The sequence below is a fragment of the Lactobacillus sp. wkB8 genome (assembly GCF_000761135.1).
GTDB lineage: Bacteria > Bacillota > Bacilli > Lactobacillales > Lactobacillaceae > Lactobacillus > Lactobacillus helsingborgensis.
The window spans coordinates 1,850,089-1,866,930 of record NZ_CP009531.1; the positions used below are offsets into that span (position 1 = coordinate 1,850,089).

Below are 16,842 nucleotides of genomic sequence, written 5' to 3' on the forward strand. Positions count from 1 at the left end.
AATTTTGGTAATAAAGTATTGTACTAAAATAAAAATTTGAGCTGCTTAATAGCCATTTTGAAGTGACTTTATAGCCTTTCTTTTTCATAATAGTGAAGTAAAATATATTTGTTAAAGCGATTTCACAAAAAGGAGTGCTGTAAAATGGCAGAACCAGATTATTTAAAATTAGTTCAGGAAATGCGAAAAGAATTTAAAAAAGGTGATGACCAGCGCGATGCTGATTTACCAACACAAATACCTGAAGTAGAAAGATTTGATAATGTGACTTACGGTCAAGATCAACAATATCAGATTCTTGATGTGTATTTACCCCAAAAAAGAACTGATGCTAAACTGCCAGTTATTATCAATATCCATGGTGGTGGCTGGGTATATGGCACTAAGGAAACTTACCAATTTTATTGTTTAGCTCTAGCTAAAGCAGGCTTTGCAGTCGTCAACGCCAATTATCGTTTGGCACCAACCGTTGTTTATCCGGGCGAATTAGATGATGTTAACCGTGTATTTCATTGGGTAGCCAAAAAAGAAAATGCGGCTAAATATCAGTTTGACTTAAACAATGTCTTTATAGTTGGTGACAGTGCAGGCGGTCAAATGGGTGAACAAATTTTAGCAGTTTACACTAACAATGAATACCGTAAATATTTTGGCTATTCTGTTCCCAACTTGACCATTAAAGCAGCAGCTTTAAACTGTGGCGCTTACTTCTTAACGGAAATTAATTCCTTTGCCGGCGCACCCGAGGCTTATTTCAGACCCGAAATTCGCATGAATAAACACGAAGAACTAAATGTAGAACAATTTCTAACTTCTGCATTGCCGCCTTTATTTATCATGACCTCTACCGATGACTTTTTGCGTGATAATGCCTACATGCTTTCCGGATACTTACATGCCAAAAATATTTATCACGAACTACATTTTTATGGGGACAGTAATAATCCTCGCGGACATGTTTTCCACATTAACCAAAAAGATGAGTTGGCAAAGCAATGTAACGAAGATGAGCTGGACTTCTTCCGTAAATACCTCAATTAAATAATAATTACCAAAACTGGTTGAACTAGTAGCTTTTTTAGTTCGACCATTTTTAGTAAAGGAGAAAACATCATGGCAAGTGACAAGCATGAGTTGGTGCAGCTAGATGAACTGCCTGTTTTTATTAAGGTTCATCAATACCCGGGCTCCTCAGAAGTACCTCCCCACTGGCATCAAAGTATTGAACTGAGCTTTACATTAAAGGGAAAAATTGACCATTTTATCATCGGCGGTGTAGATTATCAAACCCAACCAGGCGAAATTTTAATTATTAATACCCAAGTTGTCCACAGCGTGCGCAATCTTAACAGCACTAAAAATGATTTGGCTTTAACCCTGCTTTTTCCTTATTCTTTAGTATTACAAATGTTTCCTGAAATGGATCATTATCAGTTTGAAGTAAAGCCGGTTGAAGAATTAAGCGTAGAACAAGCAACGCAATATCATCATCTGCAAACTTTACTAAGTAAAATTATTGCAACAAAATTAGCACCTGCTGCAACTTTTAAAAATCTTGATTTAACTATTCTTAGCTATAAGGTTTTAAAGATATTGCTCAAATACTTTTTAAAGCCACGTGATAACAAGTGCCAAATATCACGTAACTTAATTATTACAGGACATTTGCGTAATGCGTTAGATTATATTCAAGACCACTATCAAGAACCGATCACGCCACAAGATATTGCGAACAGTTGTCATTTATCACGGCAATATCTGCAAAGAGTTTTTCACCAAAATATGGGAACTACTATCGGAAAATATCTCAAGAATTTTCGGGCGCAAAAAGCCTATCAGGACTTGCGTCACACTGCCAATACTCTTACAGCAATTGCAATGAATAATGGTTTTAGTGGCATTCGCTCATTAAACAGGGCAATGGTTGATTATTACGGACAAACTAGTATGCAAATCAGAAAAAGTTCCTCAGCGCCATATTCAAGCTACTGAAAGCGCTATTTTATATGCAAAAAAAGAGTAATATATTACTAAACTAATATTCAGTAAAAAAGAGGCAAGTTAATATGAAAAAAATTAATCCTAAATCTGGGTTATTCAAATGCGCTTTATTATCAATATCGCTATTGCTAATGATAGCGCCACAAATTTCTTCAGTATTGCCATTGATGTACTCATCATTTCCACAAGTTTCAAGGGCAGCTGTCGAAACATTAAGTACAATTCCTAATATTGGCATTGTTGTTGGTCTTATTATAAGTCCATTTTTAATTAAACTAATCGGCACCAAGCCAACAGTTATGGCTGGGCTAGCAGTTGCCCTGCTGGCAGGTACTTACCCAATATATGGCACAAGCTATACACCAATTTTAATTTCCCGTTTTCTTTTAGGAGCCGGGATTGGGCTATTTAATTCTTTAGCAGTTAGCCTTTTGTCCAAATTCTATCAAGGCGATGAATTATCAACTATGCTTGGCTTTCAAAACTCGATGGGTAGTGTTGGTGCTGCCGTATTTTCATTTTGTGTTGGTCTCTTAGCCGTTAGGGGTTGGCATGCAACTTTTGCAATCTACCTAGTATCATTACCAATCATACTATTGTTTGGTTTAGTAGTATCATTGCCTGACGAAAAAAGTAGTGAAACAAATACTGGAGCCCCGGCAGCTAAAGAAGAAAATAAGATTAACGGCAGCGTAGTGGAGATCTCTTTAATCATGTTCTTTATGTACGTCTTCTTTATGCCAATGACTTTTAAGTTGCCGCAACTGGCTACTACACAAAAAATTGCTAATGTGAGCCAAATTGCTTTTGTTTCGAGTGTGGCAACTCTTGTTGGTATTCCTGTTGGTATGTGCTATGGCTATTTAAAAAAGAAACTGCAAGATTTGATCTTACCAATTGGCTTATTACTACAAGTTGTTGGTCTATTGGCTCTTGCTTATGCTTCTAACCTGCCAGTATTGGTGATTGCTGTTATTGTTTTAGGCACTGGGTTTGGTCTATCCGTACCGTATATTTTTAATTGGCTAGATGAAGCAGCACCGCAAAATTCAGTCAACTTTGCTACAACGATTACTTTAGTGCTTGTAAATGTAGGTTGTGCCGCTTCACCGACGATTATAGACTGGTTAGGCAGCAATTTAGGCAATGGTTCACCTCGTGCCGATATGACAATGTCTGGAGCTGGTATGGCTATTCTATTTTGCTATAGCTTAATTCATTACTTTAAAGTCAAAAAGCACTAAGAAATAGCTAGATTAAAAAAGAGTTGACGCGCTCTTGCACGTTCAACTCTTTTTTAATTGCATAATTTATTGTTGCAAATTATTATTGCTCATTTCTTTCTTTTCTGGAGAACCAAAACATGAATAACGGCAAAATGACGAAGCCGAAAATCATCATAATGATTGCATACCAGTTTACACCAACGACTTGACCATTCTCAATAATGCCGAATTGCGCCTGCCAATTATATTTAACCAGCAAAAAGATTACTAAGACAATCGACAATATTGGTACAAAGATGTCAGTTACAACATTTTTAGGGGCTGGTAAAATTGGCTGCTTATTTTTACCATAATAAAAGCAAATTACTGCTAAAGGAACAATAATGAACCCTAAAAATCTGACCATGGCACTCAGAGTAATCAAGTTTGTCATATTAAATTGAAATGATAAGGGTACTAAGACTGCCAGAGCTTCAGAGATAAAAAATGTCTTAATGGGAAAATTATTTTTAGTTCTTTTTGTTAAAGATGCCGGTAGCTGGTGCTCACGCGCCATTGCTTCCAGAATGCGCGGTGCATTAAAGCTAGAAGCGACATTTATTCCCAACATAGAAATAAGCGCACCAACTAAAATTACATCCCGCAAGACTTCATTTTTAAAAATTGCACTAATAGCTACCACTTGTTTAGTTGTCATGAGGGACTTGGGATCTAAAACCATTGCCACGGCTACTACTCCAATATAAATTGCGGCAATAACTAGAATGGCTAACGGGATGGCCTTAGGTAAATTTTTTTCTGGTTCCTGCATGTCTTCAGAACCGGAAGCAACTGATTCAAAGCCCGTAAACGCATAAAAGGCAGAAACAACAGCCATCACAAAGCCTGTAGTAGTTAACGCGGGTACGATTTTGTGGCCGTTTTGTGTAATTTGATCAACAGATGATAGGCTGTGTGTAGCTCCCGTTGTAATTAATAAAAAAACGCCAGCTACAATAATCAAAATTAAGGCTGCTAATTTCCCTACTGTTGCCATATTCATCACAAATTTCACAAATTTTTGCCCGAATAAATTAATTACTGTAACGAGCAGCATTAGTACTAAGAAGCCGATAGTAACATTTAAAAAATTATCCGGATTGCCGCCGAAAATAGAAATAGTTGATTTGATAACACCGACAGCCATCACACCCCAAGCAACACTAGCGGAAAAATAGCGCAAAATGCCGACGTAAAAACCCATATTATTGCCAAAGGCAGCCTTAGAATAAGCATAAGAAGCCCCAGATTTAGTGACATATTTAGCCGCTGCAGAAAATGAAATGGCTAAAACTGAAGCAAAAAGTGCAGCAATGAAATAAACAATTAGTGCCTTACTACCTGCTTGACTAACCACACTACCCGGCGTTAAAAAGATACCGGAACCAATAATTGAGTTGATTGCCAAAAAAACAATTGACCAAAAACCTAGTTTATCTCCTGTATTTTTACTCTGATCCATTATTACTCCCTACTTTGCTCTTTCAATCACAAATTTGAATAAATTATTCATATTTGCTGTATTGGGATTATTATGCAGCATTTCTGGATGCCATTGCACTGCCAAAACATTACCTTGCTTATTTTCAAGTCCTTCCGGCACACCATCACTGGCATCTGCAACTTCAAGTAAATCAGGAGCAACCTTCTTAATTAACTGATGGTGAAAAGTATTAACCATACATTCGGTTACACCCAATGTTTTAGCTAATAAACTATTTTCTTTGATAGTTATTTTATGCGTAGGTAAATCTGGTGTATGCCCCTGCTCATGCTTTAATGTCTGCTGAGTGCGATAGCTAACATCTTGGTAAAGACTGCCGCCGTGCGCCACATTAATAATTTGCGCTCCTCGGCAAACTCCCAAAACTGGTTTATTAGTTTCTTCTGCAATTTTTAATAAAAGCATGTCAAAATGATCCCGCTCGGGCCAAATTGGACCAATTTTAGGCATTAATTCCTCACCATATAAATGGGGATCAACATCATGACCACCAGATAAAATCAGTCCTTGAACATGAGCCATTTGGCTTTTTATAACTTCATCATCAGCAGTAAAAGGGATAATAAAGGGAACGCCGCCGTTTTTAACAACAGAATCCACATAGTCTTCATTCACATAACTACGCCGATAACCGGGAAACATTCCACCAGAATCAATCATTTCCGATCCCGCAATACCAATAATTGGTTTAGTCATTTTTCCTCCTTATTTAAGCTTATATTATTATTTATTAATATTATAATAGTTATGAGCGATTTATGTGTGCCTTTTGTTTTTAATATTGACCCCTTAATTTGCTTTACAGTAAAATACTTAAAGTAAAACAAGCCATCCATAATTTTTGCTACTGTTGTCCCAATTAATAAAACTTAGTTCTCTTTAGAGATTTTATGTTTGAGATTATTTATTTCCCGGGAAATATTTTCTATCTCTTTAAATGAAGCATTGGGGTCGGTAATTAGTTTATCTAATTTAAATTGAAGTAAATTAATCCGATTATCAATATTGGTATTCTTATGACTGGAAAAATCACTAGCCGTAATTAAGTTATGATTTTTTATTTCCCAGATTGCAAAATTCAAATTTTTCAGCAAGTTCTGATCATGAGATACCAGAATAATAGCAAACGGATAATTTTTCAGAAATGTCTCAAGAGCATTAATAGCTGAAATATCTAAAAAATTATCTGGTTCATCAAGTATCAGTAAGTTATGTTCACCTAATAGCACCTTTGCCAATTTATAACAAACTAGCTGGCCTCCACTTAAATCACAGACTTGGTTATTCAGAAATCTTCTTAAATGTAAATCACCTAAAAGTTGCATAGTAGTTGTTTTATCAAAAACACTGATTTTAGAAATTGTTTCTATCACTGTCTCCCTTTCCGCAGCTTCTTGAGCAATATTCTGTTTAACATAACCGATTTTTAATTGCGGATTAAACCAAGCGTTAAGTTTTTGATGAAATAATTTTGCTAAAAAAACTGATTTTCCGACACCATTTTTGCCAGTTAATGCAATTTTTTCTCCTCCCTTTATCTGCAATTCTTTTGTTATACTGAACAAATTATTTCCGTGTAAGACAACGTCTTGAATGCCTAATCTAACTAAACTACTTTTTTGTGATAGATCTAAGTTTGTGGTCTTAACGTTACTTAATGTAATTGTATGATGGACTTGTGGTTTTCCCAGTAAAGCTTCTTCGCTAGTTATACGTTTTTTTAATTGAGTACTAATTCGGCTAAGCCTTTTCTCTATCTTGCCGCTGTCTTTTATTTTCCAATCCGACCAAGACATATCTTTCTTTTTCTTGGTAGCCTTTTGAGACTTTATTTCAGCGTCTCTTTGATCTTTCTTTAGTTTTTTAATTTTAGTTAGTTTTTCATGGTATTCTATGTTTTTTCTTTTTTCTTCAGCTGTGAGAAATCGACAATATTCACTATATGAACCCTTAAATTCATGAACTTGATGATCTTTAATGTGCCAAATAACATTAACAAGTTTCTGTAAAAAAGACTGATCATGACTAATTATCAAAATTGGCTGGCTTAAAGTGCTTAGGGTTTTAATTAGCCATCTTTGCTGCTCAATATCTAAATTAGAAGTAGGTTCATCCAGAATTAGCAAAAAATTTCTGGCTTGACCCAACTTAATTATTGCCTGAGTAATGACTTCTTTTTCTTTTTCCCCACCACTTTGCTCATCATTATTTAAAAGTTGTGGCACCAAAACAATGCGGCAGTGGCGCTGAATTTGTCCCGTTACTCTGAAAATTGTAGACACTTGGGCAATAATATTAATCAATGTGGTCTTACCTACACCGTTATCGCCTATTAAGCCAATTATTTGATTGTCCTGAATATTCAAATGTGGGGCATAAAATAAAGATTCGTCACGATTTTCAACGTTGAGATTAGTTATTCTAATATATTCCATACTAGCACCTGCTTTTTGCTAAATAAAAAGCACTGATAACCAAATTGCCCATAATTTGATTAGCAGTGCACAAAAAGCGGTGAAATTAAAGCGCCACCTTAATAGAGAACAATACTAATTTCTGATTATCGGCAAAAATGCATGATAAAAGCATTGGTTATCAAACTTTTTTGCTTACTAATAAAACCAGAAATTAATTCTCCATTTTGGCAATAACCTCTTTTTCTAAATTATTTTAACTATATCATATTTTTTTCATTTTGCAACGTCCCAATTAATCAACTTTTTCAAAAATCTCACATACCATTGGTGCCTGCGGATAAAATTTTTGACCATTGGCTTTAAATTCTTCTTCAAAGAATTGATCATGAATTTTGCGCCAGTACTGATAGCTACGGTCACCTTCACCTTCATGATAAGCATGTTCTGCAGAAATTTGATTATAAGGGATAATTTCTACAACTTTATCTTGAACTACACAGACAGGGTCACCCTGACCATCAAGAATTATGTTCCAATCGCCAATATTTGAAATATCTTCATAGCCAGGTACATATTCCGAAGTTGTTGCAGTTTTGATTCCCTTGTCAACTAGTTCAGCCAATTCATCTGCATCTTCTTTACTAGAACCAAAAGCCCAGGCATCAACTTTAGTATCAATAGCCAAATTGTGTTTAAGACAAAAGTTATACCAGAATTGTTTTACTTTTTCGTCCATTATAACCACCATTCTGGAGTCAGTTCACCCATTGTAGCAACCTTCCCACTTTCATAATCCAGCATTACTTCAACATGGCGATAATCTTTTTCCATTAATTGAACAATAAATTCGCGACAAGCTCCACACGGCCCACCATTTTTACCATCTGCCATTAGTGCTAAAACTCTGCTAATCCTTGTTTCACCATTAGTAATCATATTAAAAAGAGCATTTCGTTCTGCGCAAACACCTAATCCGCAAGCTGTATCAACACAAACTCCCGTATAAATATTTCCTGACTCTGTCATGACTGCAGCAGCGACACCACCAGCTTCCATATGGGGACCAATCGCGGTGAATCCTTGTACTTTCTTAGCTGCTTCATACATTTTTTGCCATTTTTCATCCATCTTTTTCCCCTCATTTTTTATAAATTGTCTATAGATTACGTTCAAATTTTCTTTGACATAATATTGAATTTATAGATGCCGCCATTTGAATGAACCATTTCTGTCCCTGTGTTGACATAACCGGCCTTTTGGTAGACTTTAATTGCACGCAGGTGAATTCAGCTACCGCTAAAACAATTACTTGATAATCATAGTTATTTTTAACATAATTTTCGATAACCGTCATAAATTCGCTGCCTAAACCACGACCAGTTAAATTTGGAGCCAATCCCAAGCCAACTTCAACTTGTTCTTTTTTCTCCTTATCTGGGTCAAGACAAAAGAAAGCGACTAAATTGTCATCTTCATCCAAAACCTGAAAGTAATTATTTTTACGCAATTGGGGAGAAATTATTTCATCATAATCTTCTTGATCATTTTTCATATCATAAAAAGCGTATTGTCCGTTGTAATGCCATTTATCCGCAATAATCAGGGCATTTTTTTGCGACAGCATTGCTATTTTTTGAAAAATACTTTTATTCATTTCCTCACCTCTATTCTTTTAAATATTAAAGACTAATTAATTATTTAATATACGGAAACCCCATTCAAAAAGCAAATTTACGACAAAAAATCCGTTTTTACTTATTACACTAAGTAAAAACGGAAACTAAATTTTATTTGTTACCCTTTAATTAATAGCTGGTCCACCTGTAGCACCATAGACTTGACCTGTGACATAACTTGCCAAGTTTGAAGCTAAGAAAATATAAACATGAGCTATTTCATCTGGTTGTCCTGCACGTTTCAAAAGTACTTCTTGACCGAAAGTAGCAAGAGCCTCAGTTGGTTGACCGCCGCAAACTTGTAAAGGTGTCCAAACTGGGCCAGGAGCAACACTATTAACCCTAATACCCTTTGGAGCAAGACTTTGAGCTAAATTAATAGAGAAGCTGACGATTGCCGCTTTAGTTGCGGCATAATCAAGCAATATTGGTGATGGACTAAATCCTTCTAAAGAAGTCGAGGTCAAAATTACACTGCCCGGTTTCATATGCGGCACAGCCGCTTTAGCCATTTCAAACATGGAGATGATGTTAACTTCAAAGGTATCGTGAACTTGATCCATTGACAAATTCTCTAAACCATCAGCATTTTGTTGGATAGCTGCGTTCATGACCAGTAATTCTAAGCTGCCGAATTCCTTGACAGCTTTTTCAACAACTTTTTCTGCTTCGCCGCGTTTACGGAAATCAGCTGGCAGCAAAACTGCCTTACGTCCAGCCTTTTTAATGAGTTCAGCTGTATCTTTAGCATCGGATTCTTCTGCCGGTAGATATTGAATTGCTACATCGGCTCCTTCTTTGGCAAAGCCAATTGCGACAGCACGACCAATACCAGAATCACCACCTGTGACAAGTGCATGGCGATCTTTTAACAAGCCGTGTCCTTCATAGTCAGCCATGTCGCCACTAGGCGTAGGATCCATTTTACTTTGCACGCCTGGATATTCCTGTGATTGCTTAGGAAAATCATCATGATGATAACGTTTTAACGGGTCTGATAAATTATTGTCCATTTCTACTTTCTCCCTTCAATAAATTCAATTTCAAGATACCGCTTTTATAATAATAAAACAAAAATATTGCTTATTAATTAACAAAAAGCCATTATCTTTGCCCAATTAAATGCGATGCTATATTATGAATTTATTAGGTGTAATAGGAGGAAATACTTAATGTTTAAATTATACAAAAAATTCTGGCAGAATATCTTTAATTTTTCTGGTACCGCTAGTCGTTCAGAATACTGGTGGCCGGTAATTATTAATTGGGTTCTGGCTTTTATCTTAATACATTTAGTTGAGAGCCTTTTAGGCCATTCAATCAATGATATTTATACTTGGGGCGACTGGAGTATCAAGACTAGTTCTCTCATTATTTCCTTCGTTGTCTGGATTGCAATGCTATCTTTGCGTTTTCGCCGTTTGCATGATAGCAATCACACTGCTTGGTGGATTCTGATTATGATAATTCCAATCATTGGCGACATTTGGTTTGTCATTTTAATGCTGTTACCATCCAAGGCAAATAATTACGATTAAAATGTAATTCCTTTTCTAATATAAATCACGTGCAATAATGTACTTTTAGTGCAATTATTGCACTTTTTCTTTCATAGCCAATATTTTCGCTAGCAATTTCACCAAGATAGGATAAGGCTTTTTACTTTTACATTTCACATTCAACTAACTAAGTAACAATTATAAAAAATTTGACTTAGAGTTGCTCGAATCCACTATACTGAACATTAATTACAAAAAGGGGTGTAATTATGAATTTCTTAATTTTAGCGGCTAATGGCCAAATAGCTCGAATTGTTGAAAACCGCATACTTTCTGAAGATAATTTCCAAAATATTAATTTAACTTTGGGTTTGCGAAATTCACATCGTTTAGCTTCATTGGGACCAAAAGCCCGAATAATGGAAGTAGATTTAACTAACAACCAAGATGTCAATAAAGCTATATATAAACAAGAGATAGTTTTTGTGGACGTTGTAGATCATACTAAGGATAATATCATTACTAAAAACGTAATTGAAACAATGAAAGCCAACCGAGTTTCACGTGTAATTTTTGCCAATATTCTTGGAATATATAATGAAGTAGGTGGAGAATTTGGTCGATGGAATCACCAATTTGTTTTGCCGGGACTACAGGCAGCCATTAACTCTGATAAACTTTTAGCAAAATCTGGCTTGGATTATACTACCTTACGTTTACCTTGGCTCAATGATCGTAATGAAATCAAATATTCTATTACTACTCATAATGAACCTTATATTGGTGTTTCAGGTTCACGCAAAAGCATTGCAGATGTAATTTTAAAAATCGTGCGCAATCCTGAATTATATGATAAAGATAGTATTGGTATTGCCGATCCAGATACTCAGGGAAAAGAGCGGCCAGTTTACTAGTGATCTAGTAAAAATGAAAGCTAGGGCATTTATTAAACTAAGCAAAACGAATTAAGAGAATATCCTATACTAATACTCTAATCAAAAATAGCGGTTACCAGTCAGACCTTCATCACGCGAACTGGGTATTAAGCAAGATACCGTGAAAGCATACAAATTACGATTAAGTTTCACATGAAACAAGAATTGACTATCATGCATTAATCCAGCGATAAAAATCTGTATAATCCGTAATTCTTTAACTGATATATTTTTACCTTGCCAGCAAACAAGTAGCTGACTAATACTTGGTCTAACTGCATTTACAAACCAAACTTTTACCAGTATCTATTAAAAAAATTAGTTGAATGATACTAGTTAGTTTAGTAACAGCTTTCATTATGAAAGTAATTGAATTATTTGTTTCAAATTGGATATTAGCTTGATGTAGTAGCAGCTTCAGCAATACTTATAATATACAATTTTTTAAATGTATACAAAATAATGATACAATTGTCACAGAATAAATGATATTTGTATGAAATTAATCACTTGTTTATGATTAAAATTTTCATATAATTAAAAAATGTACCGGTACTAAAAATTTAACAGCAAAGGGATGATTAAATTTAAAACTCAAAAACTAGCAATTCCAGGAATGGCTAATTTAGCTTTAAGTCCAATTGCTACTTTTATCTTTTAAAAAATAGAGTGTTATTATGGAAACAAATAAACAAAAATTAACGGCAAGTCAAAAAAGATCTAGAAGTAAGCCCAAACACTTTAAACTTTATCAGTTTTTTGCATACTTTTTCTCCATAATGATAAGCAGCATTTTGACTGAAAAGTTTTTCCCAAACTGTTGGCCATTTTGGTCTAGTGGCAGAAATCTTCTGATGTTTTTGATTAGTCTTGCAATATATTTTATATTTTTTACTTTTACGGATAAAGCCCTTGACTATTTCTGTTCTAAAAATAATAACTAAACTATAATTACGAGTGCAGATAAACCTCTCGACTATTTCTATTCTAAAAACAATAATTAAACTATAATTTCGGGTGCAGATAAATCATCAAATTGTGATTTATCTGCTTTTTTGTGATTTCATTGATCTACTTTTTTACTTTTTCAAAATAAAAAAATACAGTTCATTGCGTATTCAATAAATTCAGCTATCTATTGCCAAAATTTTAAAAAGCCAAACAATGACGTGCAATCAAGACTAGCGGGTAATTAATATTAGGTAACCCAACCTGTTAACGCGGACCTAATTCACCAGAACCAATTTAATAATCATGCTAAAGCTGATAGATTTCAATTTTATCTTATTTAACAATAAAAATACCCTCAAGTTTATCTTAAATTTGGAGATCACATCATTTTGTAGTTGCTTCATCTTTTCGTTTAAACATTGCTACCTGCCTTCTCGTAACATATTTTGATAGAAAAAATATAAAATACGAACTTTAATAATATAACCCAATCTTCTTGTTCTTGCATAGTTCTTAATTTTATTTTATTCTTATTATTGTCACATTCGATAATAAGAAAGCAAAAAGTGAGGATCTAATGTCAAGTTTTCAAAAATATTACGCTAAACTAACTGAAATTGCTGATTTTTTACTTCATAATCCAGAACTTGGTTATAAAGAATTTAAAACATCTAGCAAGATTGAAGCTGAAATTAACAAAATTAGTCCCGAGTTAAAAGTCGAACATTATCTCAATACAGGTTTAAAAGTAACGTTAACTAATGGTAGCCAAAAAACCATTGGAATTATTGCTGAAATGGATTCACTCTATCAGCCTAATCACAAATTTGCAGATACGAATACTGGTGCCGCTCAAGCCTGTGGCCATTACACACAAGTCACTACCGCACTAGCAATTATGAATGAAATAATTGCCAATCACCGACTTAAAGATTTTGGTGCTAATCTAGCATTTATTTTCACTCCATCCGAAGAATTTGTTGATCTTGCTTGGAGAAAACAGCAAAAAGAAGCAGGAAAAATAGATTACTTTGGTGGCAAACAAGAGGCTATTAAACTCGGCATTTTTGGCGATATTGACTATTGTGTTTCAGTTCATGCGATAGGCGAAGATTTTGATGAACGAACTATCGAAATTAATTGTGATCTCGCGGGCTTTAATTTTGAATATTTTGATTTTTATGGCAAGGCCAGTCATGCGGCTTTCGCTCCAGATGCAGGTATTAATGCTCAAAGCATAGCAACATTATTTAATACCGCTTTAGCTCTGCAGCGTCAGCAAATTAAGGATCCCAATCGTATAAGATTTAATCCCGTAATTGTTGGTGAAAATCATGAATCAATTAACGTAATTCCTGATCACATCAAAATGGGGACAGATTTAAGATTTTTCGACATAGACAATGCTCAAAAATTAATGAACCGTTTTAAACTGGCAGCAGAAGGCTGTGCGTCAGCACTTGGTGGCTCAGTTGAGTCTGAAAGGCAAGTTGGCTACCTACCTTTGATCTCCAGTAAAAGTATGAGTGCTATTGTGAAAGATGTCTTCTCTTCAGATGAAAAAATTACCGGTTTAATCGAAAATCGGGGCTACACAATGGCGGCGGGTGATATTGGGGATGTCAGTTTTTTAATACCAACCATCCAAATCGGTTATGGTGGTTGGAACGGAACTATTCATGGTGATGACTTTACCCTAGTTGATCCTGAGTTTGTTCTAGCAATTTTTCCTGAATTTGTCTTTAACAGTATTCTTAAGATTTCAAATAACTTAGATCAGGTAAAAACCTATAAGAAAACAAAAGAAGAATATTTAACTGAATTAGAAAAGATGGCAAAATAAATGAAATATTTAAAAGCATACGGCCCGCTAATCATTTTAGTGTTGTTAATAGATACAGTTTCTGAAATGATTAGTACCCAAGTATTTAAAATCGGCAAAATTGAAATCTCTATCTTACCTCTAGTGTTTGCGGTAATTATTGCTATTTTAGTTTATTTAATCCCGGCAAAGCCTATTAAAAAACTTTACAATGATAAACGGGTAAAATTTGCCGGTAAATACATGATTCTTATCATGTTACCTTTAATGGCACGTTATGGAGCGAATGTGGCTCCTAAAATCAACGAAATTATTTCTGTTGGTTGGGTTTTTCTAGTCCACGAATTAGGTAATTTAGGCACGATTATCTTCGGTTTACCTGTGGCACTATTACTTGGCTTAAGAGAAGAAGCTATAGGTTCAACCTTAGGCTTAGGCCGTGAAGGTGAACTAGCATATATTAGTGAAAAATACACGCTAAATTCCCCTGAGGGTCGTGGCGTACTCGGAATTTATTTAATTGGTACCATTTTTGGTTCAATTATCTTTTCAATCCTTGCTCCACTTCTTCTAGGCATGGGCTTTAACTATAAAGCTGTCGCAATGAGTGCCGGTGTTGGTTCTAGTTCAATGATGACTGCAGCTTCATCGTCTTTAGCAGCTTTGGTACCAAAACACAGTGACACTATTTTGTCCTTTGCCGCGGCCAGTCAGTTACTAACTAGTTTTATTGGTACTTATATCATGTACTTCCTGGCAGTGCCTCTGCAAAGATTCATGTACACACACATTACCAGCCTGCTAGACAAAAAGAAAGAAGTTTATCCAGATCATGACTAAAGAAAACAATTTATATGAATTATTTAAAGATGCTGTCATTCTTCTACTCAGTATCAGCTTAGTATTATTTGTTCAATGGGTTAAATTAATTAGAAATCCCAAAAGCACACCAATTACTATTGACACATTCATTGGTTTAGGTATGTTATGGCTTTTTTCACTACTAGGCATAGTTATTAGTATGCTGATGAAAAAAGTACCTTGGAAAATCATTCAGGGCTTCCCTATTCTAGGCTGGGTTTCAATTGTTTCTCTAATTTTTTGTTTGCTTAGTCCCTACTGTGTTCGTGTTATTAATGCTGTAGACTTTCTTTCACTAACAACCTCTGTTCTAGCATTTGCTGGAATATCAGTTACCCACCGTTTGAAAGAACTGACTAAAATATCTTGGAAGATTTTAATAGTAGCAATTTTTGTTTTCTTTGGTATGTACTTTATGGATACCTTAATCTCACAAATTGCTCTCAATCTTCATTAAAAGTAGTTTTAAAGAGTTAAAAGTCGCGCTAACTTTAATTAGTTTAAGCGGCTTTTTTGTATATCATCTTATAAATAGGATAAGTTTATTGCCAAAAAAATAATTGCTTTTAATAGCTTTAATTCACGTATCAGCCTATACGTTATTATTTCCCGGGAAATACCATATAATCTTCTACTCTAACTATTTGCCTCATTACTATTCCATTTTCACATGAAACAATATAATTTTTTAGGCAATAAAAAGCGACTAGGATAATTTACCCTAGTCGCTTTTTAATGTGCTTAAGCAGAATATTTTGTCAGTCCTACTCTTAACCGTTCTAAGCCATCTTTAACTGTTGCTAACGGACAGGCAAGGTTCATCCGCAAGAATTTATTACCATTGCCGCGATAAATACTTCCCGGAGATAAAACTAGACCTGTTTCCTTTTCTAAAAACTCTGCTAATCCTTGCGAATCTGTACTAATCCGTTCCACATCAAGCCAAATTAAGTATGTTGCATTTCCTGCAACCACTTTAACTTGCGGTAGATTTTTACTGATAAATTCTTGAGCATAAGCAAAATTAACATTTAACTGTTTAATCAATGCTTGCAGCCAGTCATGACCACGTTCATAAGCAGCAATTGTTCCTGGAATGGCGAGCAAATTTGGTTCAGCCACTTCATCACTATTAAGACCACGATTAACCATAGCGCGCAAATTACTATTTGGCACAATCGCAGTCGCTGCATGTAAAGCAGCAACGTTAAAAGTTTTACTTGGTGAAACTAACGAAATGACATTGTTACGTGCAGAACCATTAACCGAAAAGCTTGGAGTATAACTTGGACCCTGTCGCACCAGGTCACCATGAATTTCATCAGACAAAAGTACCACATGATGTTGATAACACAAATCAGCAATCCTTTGAACTTCTTCTTGAGTCCATACCTTGCCAATAGGATTATGCGGATTGCAAAAAATCATGAGTGTTGTTAACGGCAGAGCCAATTTTTGTTCAAGATCTTCCCAGTCGACTGTATAATTTGAACCATTAAATTGCAAGTCATTGGACAAAACATGCCGACCATTATTCTCAATTGAATTGTAAAAGACATTATAAACCGGCGCTTGCACTAAAACATTGTCTCCAATATGCGAAATTCGCCGCACAATTGCAGAAATTGCTGGTACCACACCTGTGGTGAAAATCTCCCATTCTTGCTGCGGGCGATGACCATGTTCCTTTTCAAACCAATCAGCCACGGCTTTAAAATAATCGTCTTCAGGCCATTCGTAACCAAAAACACCTAAATTAACCTTTTCTTTCATTGCCGTAATTATTTCCGGGGCTGTTTTAAAATCCATATCAGCGATTGACATTGGCAATTCGCCTTTTTTAACATGCCATTTGACTGAGTCCGTGCCGCTTCTATCTGGTGCATTAACAAAATCATATTTAGCCATTAT

Annotated in this window: 16 protein-coding genes; 8 read left to right on the forward strand and 8 right to left on the reverse strand. The window is 35.1% G+C overall.

What is annotated here, in order from left to right; translation table 11 throughout:
• The first annotated feature begins 144 nt into the window (after positions 1-144).
• The 3 genes from LACWKB8_RS08570 to LACWKB8_RS08580 all read left to right on the forward strand — a co-directional run bounded on the left by LACWKB8_RS08570 (position 145) and on the right by LACWKB8_RS08580 (position 3,245).
• The gene (locus tag LACWKB8_RS08570; protein WP_038524662.1) at positions 145-1,041 is read left to right on the forward strand and encodes an alpha/beta hydrolase; all 897 of its coding nucleotides are present in this window, start codon (positions 145-147) and stop codon (positions 1,039-1,041) included.
• 72 nt (positions 1,042-1,113) lie between these two features.
• On the forward strand, positions 1,114-1,992 hold the full coding sequence (locus tag LACWKB8_RS08575; protein ID WP_038524665.1) for an AraC family transcriptional regulator: 879 nt from the start codon (positions 1,114-1,116) through the stop codon (positions 1,990-1,992).
• Between the two features lie 74 nt (positions 1,993-2,066).
• Positions 2,067-3,245, forward strand: coding sequence for an MFS transporter (locus tag LACWKB8_RS08580; RefSeq protein WP_038524667.1), 1,179 nt, complete (start codon positions 2,067-2,069; stop codon positions 3,243-3,245).
• A gap of 82 nt (positions 3,246-3,327) precedes the next feature.
• Here LACWKB8_RS08580 and LACWKB8_RS08585 read toward each other — a convergent pair whose 3' ends face one another.
• The 7 genes from LACWKB8_RS08585 to LACWKB8_RS08615 form a co-directional block, all read right to left on the reverse strand.
• Positions 3,328-4,728, reverse strand: a complete 1,401-nt coding sequence (locus LACWKB8_RS08585; RefSeq protein ID WP_038524670.1) for an APC family permease — start codon at positions 4,726-4,728, stop codon at positions 3,328-3,330.
• 9 nt (positions 4,729-4,737) lie between these two features.
• A complete protein-coding gene (locus LACWKB8_RS08590; protein WP_038524673.1) occupies positions 4,738-5,466 on the reverse strand; it encodes a gamma-glutamyl-gamma-aminobutyrate hydrolase family protein in 729 nt (242 codons plus the stop codon).
• A gap of 173 nt (positions 5,467-5,639) precedes the next feature.
• Complete coding sequence (locus LACWKB8_RS08595; protein WP_038524676.1) at positions 5,640-7,205, reverse strand: ATP-binding cassette domain-containing protein; 1,566 nt, start codon at positions 7,203-7,205, stop codon at positions 5,640-5,642.
• 274 nt (positions 7,206-7,479) lie between these two features.
• Positions 7,480-7,923, reverse strand: coding sequence for an ASCH domain-containing protein (locus tag LACWKB8_RS08600; protein ID WP_038524679.1), 444 nt, complete (start codon positions 7,921-7,923; stop codon positions 7,480-7,482).
• Positions 7,923-8,315 carry a cytidine deaminase gene (locus LACWKB8_RS08605; RefSeq protein ID WP_038524681.1) on the reverse strand — a complete coding sequence of 131 codons (393 nt, stop codon included), beginning with the start codon at positions 8,313-8,315 and terminating at the stop codon, positions 7,923-7,925. Before LACWKB8_RS08605 ends, LACWKB8_RS08600 begins: the two co-directional genes overlap by 1 nt.
• A 28-nt stretch (positions 8,316-8,343) precedes the next feature.
• The gene (locus LACWKB8_RS08610; protein ID WP_207204684.1) at positions 8,344-8,841 is read right to left on the reverse strand and encodes a GNAT family N-acetyltransferase; all 498 of its coding nucleotides are present in this window, start codon (positions 8,839-8,841) and stop codon (positions 8,344-8,346) included.
• Between the two features lie 147 nt (positions 8,842-8,988).
• Positions 8,989-9,876 carry an SDR family oxidoreductase gene (locus tag LACWKB8_RS08615; protein ID WP_038524683.1) on the reverse strand — a complete coding sequence of 296 codons (888 nt, stop codon included), beginning with the start codon at positions 9,874-9,876 and terminating at the stop codon, positions 8,989-8,991.
• 159 nt (positions 9,877-10,035) lie between these two features.
• Between LACWKB8_RS08615 and LACWKB8_RS08620 the strand changes: the two genes are divergently transcribed.
• From LACWKB8_RS08620 to LACWKB8_RS08645, 5 genes are all read left to right on the forward strand, one after another.
• Complete coding sequence (locus LACWKB8_RS08620; RefSeq protein WP_038524686.1) at positions 10,036-10,401, forward strand: DUF805 domain-containing protein; 366 nt, start codon at positions 10,036-10,038, stop codon at positions 10,399-10,401.
• Between the two features lie 230 nt (positions 10,402-10,631).
• Complete coding sequence (locus tag LACWKB8_RS08625) at positions 10,632-11,276, forward strand: NAD(P)H-binding protein (RefSeq protein ID WP_038524689.1); 645 nt, start codon at positions 10,632-10,634, stop codon at positions 11,274-11,276.
• A gap of 1,549 nt (positions 11,277-12,825) precedes the next feature.
• Complete coding sequence (locus LACWKB8_RS08635; RefSeq protein ID WP_038524695.1) at positions 12,826-14,091, forward strand: M20/M25/M40 family metallo-hydrolase; 1,266 nt, start codon at positions 12,826-12,828, stop codon at positions 14,089-14,091.
• Positions 14,092-14,910 carry a DUF3100 domain-containing protein gene (locus LACWKB8_RS08640; protein WP_034978475.1) on the forward strand — a complete coding sequence of 273 codons (819 nt, stop codon included), beginning with the start codon at positions 14,092-14,094 and terminating at the stop codon, positions 14,908-14,910. It abuts the gene before it with no gap.
• Positions 14,903-15,388 carry a hypothetical protein gene (locus LACWKB8_RS08645; RefSeq protein WP_038524699.1) on the forward strand — a complete coding sequence of 162 codons (486 nt, stop codon included), beginning with the start codon at positions 14,903-14,905 and terminating at the stop codon, positions 15,386-15,388. Before LACWKB8_RS08640 ends, LACWKB8_RS08645 begins: the two co-directional genes overlap by 8 nt.
• Before the next feature lie 284 nt (positions 15,389-15,672).
• On the opposite strand, the gene LACWKB8_RS08650 is transcribed toward LACWKB8_RS08645, so the two are convergent.
• On the reverse strand, positions 15,673-16,839 hold the full coding sequence (locus LACWKB8_RS08650) for a MalY/PatB family protein (RefSeq protein ID WP_038524702.1): 1,167 nt from the start codon (positions 16,837-16,839) through the stop codon (positions 15,673-15,675).
• Between the last annotated feature and the right edge of the window lie 3 nt (positions 16,840-16,842).

What these genes read in the sequence shown, in the direction of transcription:
- LACWKB8_RS08575 (WP_038524665.1), top strand. Translation starts at nt 1,114, where the DNA reads ATGGCAAGTGACAAGCATGAGTTGGTGCAGCTAGATGAACTGCCTGTT.
- LACWKB8_RS08650 (WP_038524702.1), bottom strand. Translation starts at nt 16,839, where the DNA reads ATGGCTAAATATGATTTTGTTAATGCACCAGATAGAAGCGGCACGGAC.
- LACWKB8_RS08600 (WP_038524679.1), bottom strand. Translation starts at nt 7,923, where the DNA reads ATGGACGAAAAAGTAAAACAATTCTGGTATAACTTTTGTCTTAAACAC.
- LACWKB8_RS08620 (WP_038524686.1), top strand. Translation starts at nt 10,036, where the DNA reads ATGTTTAAATTATACAAAAAATTCTGGCAGAATATCTTTAATTTTTCT.
- LACWKB8_RS08580 (WP_038524667.1), top strand. Translation starts at nt 2,067, where the DNA reads ATGAAAAAAATTAATCCTAAATCTGGGTTATTCAAATGCGCTTTATTA.
- LACWKB8_RS08595 (WP_038524676.1), bottom strand. Translation starts at nt 7,205, where the DNA reads ATGGAATATATTAGAATAACTAATCTCAACGTTGAAAATCGTGACGAA.
- LACWKB8_RS08640 (WP_034978475.1), top strand. Translation starts at nt 14,092, where the DNA reads ATGAAATATTTAAAAGCATACGGCCCGCTAATCATTTTAGTGTTGTTA.
- LACWKB8_RS08645 (WP_038524699.1), top strand. Translation starts at nt 14,903, where the DNA reads ATGACTAAAGAAAACAATTTATATGAATTATTTAAAGATGCTGTCATT.
- LACWKB8_RS08635 (WP_038524695.1), top strand. Translation starts at nt 12,826, where the DNA reads ATGTCAAGTTTTCAAAAATATTACGCTAAACTAACTGAAATTGCTGAT.
- LACWKB8_RS08585 (WP_038524670.1), bottom strand. Translation starts at nt 4,728, where the DNA reads ATGGATCAGAGTAAAAATACAGGAGATAAACTAGGTTTTTGGTCAATT.
- LACWKB8_RS08615 (WP_038524683.1), bottom strand. Translation starts at nt 9,876, where the DNA reads ATGGACAATAATTTATCAGACCCGTTAAAACGTTATCATCATGATGAT.
- LACWKB8_RS08590 (WP_038524673.1), bottom strand. Translation starts at nt 5,466, where the DNA reads ATGACTAAACCAATTATTGGTATTGCGGGATCGGAAATGATTGATTCT.
- LACWKB8_RS08625 (WP_038524689.1), top strand. Translation starts at nt 10,632, where the DNA reads ATGAATTTCTTAATTTTAGCGGCTAATGGCCAAATAGCTCGAATTGTT.
- LACWKB8_RS08570 (WP_038524662.1), top strand. Translation starts at nt 145, where the DNA reads ATGGCAGAACCAGATTATTTAAAATTAGTTCAGGAAATGCGAAAAGAA.
- LACWKB8_RS08605 (WP_038524681.1), bottom strand. Translation starts at nt 8,315, where the DNA reads ATGGATGAAAAATGGCAAAAAATGTATGAAGCAGCTAAGAAAGTACAA.
- LACWKB8_RS08610 (WP_207204684.1), bottom strand. Translation starts at nt 8,841, where the DNA reads ATGAATAAAAGTATTTTTCAAAAAATAGCAATGCTGTCGCAAAAAAAT.